This window comes from Luteolibacter pohnpeiensis (assembly GCF_016595435.1).
Taxonomy (GTDB): domain Bacteria; phylum Verrucomicrobiota; class Verrucomicrobiia; order Verrucomicrobiales; family Akkermansiaceae; genus Luteolibacter; species Luteolibacter pohnpeiensis.
Genome location: NZ_JAENIJ010000129.1, coordinates 1 through 1,088, shown reverse-complemented (window position 1 = coordinate 1,088; position 1,088 = coordinate 1). Strand labels below are relative to the sequence as shown.

General features: G+C 57.4%; 3 protein-coding genes. All 3 read left to right on the top strand.

Features of this window, described 5'->3' with window-relative positions:
- Positions 1-344, top strand: a 344-nt coding sequence (locus JIN85_RS20540) for a hypothetical protein (protein ID WP_234047542.1), incomplete at its 5' end; no start/stop codon positions are given.
- A gap of 2 nt (positions 345-346) precedes the next feature.
- The gene (locus JIN85_RS20535; RefSeq protein WP_200274371.1) at positions 347-793 is read left to right on the top strand and encodes a hypothetical protein; all 447 of its coding nucleotides are present in this window, start codon (positions 347-349) and stop codon (positions 791-793) included.
- 7 nt (positions 794-800) lie between these two features.
- Positions 801-1,037: a hypothetical protein gene (locus tag JIN85_RS20530; protein WP_200274369.1), complete on the top strand. Its 237-nt coding sequence runs from the start codon at positions 801-803 to the stop codon at positions 1,035-1,037.
- Positions 1,038-1,088: the final 51 nt, after the last annotated feature.

Here is a 1,088-nt window from a genome sequence, read left to right as displayed (position 1 = left end):
GTGTGTTCGAACAATTGGAACCACGGCTTGCGCTGATTGTGCCGCAGGTTTGCGAACGGATTCGCGGCCGCATCATGGCCAATCCCCGGGTTCATGCTCTGGGTCCAGCGGGGACGATTCCGGCGTTCATGATCTTTTCCGCCGTGGTCATCGCCAAGGCCGCTTTGATCGCGATCCCACCGCTTGAGGATGGCGAAACCGGACCACGCCAACGCCAGCTGAACCAAGCTGAAAGCGAACTCAGATCTCTTTCTGACATGGACCCGAAAGCCTTCGCGATTGCGGAACCACCGTCCGCCAGCAGCTCCGTCCGCTACGGCGGGCAACCCTTACTCGATTTCTAACAATGAGCTATCCACTTCATACCATCGCCTTTGCCATCGCCGAGCGGATCGAAAAGAAGATCCCGGCGATGAAGGGTCGCGTCACGGTTTGGGACGACACGCTCACCAGCGCGTTTTCGGCCAGGCTCGCGAACCTGCGCGGTAGTCACATTCTGGTGAAGCTGGAAGACGAGAAGAACACCAGCAAGACCAAGGCCGCGCTCTATCACGGAGCCTATACGATCACTTACTTTTCTTCGCGTTTGCTCACCGCGAACGAAGCCACCACCCGCGACAGCGTCATGCAGGCGCTAAAGGATCACATCCACGGCTGGTGGCCGGAGAATGTCCCGTCCAATGGCGTCGTGTGGATCAACACCAAGGCGATTTCCCATGAGTCCGCCAAGGTTGGCGAGAAGCACCTCGCCGCCTCCGTGATGACTTTGGACGCGCCCCGAATCCCATCCTGACAAGTCCATGTCCGCCGAATCCTCAGCTCAACTCATCAAGAAGATGTCCGATAACGAAAAGACCAAATCCACCAAGCAAACCGAAACCAAGTTCGCCCGCGTTCTGATCAAGGAGCACGGCCTCACCCTTGGCAACTTCCGCTACCTCTCCGGAGCCGTCGCCGAAAAAGTCCCGCTCGCCGATGCCGAGTTTCGCGAAGGCAAGGGCCAGCTCGAAATCCTCAACGTCATCACTGGCGACTGATCTCTAACAACTCACCCCTTCATTTATCATCATGAAAGACCTCGTATTAGG

Coding starts and splice junctions, on each gene's coding strand:
- JIN85_RS20535 (WP_200274371.1), top strand. CDS start 347: ATGAGCTATCCACTTCATACCATCGCCTTTGCCATCGCCGAGCGGATC.
- JIN85_RS20530 (WP_200274369.1), top strand. CDS start 801: ATGTCCGCCGAATCCTCAGCTCAACTCATCAAGAAGATGTCCGATAAC.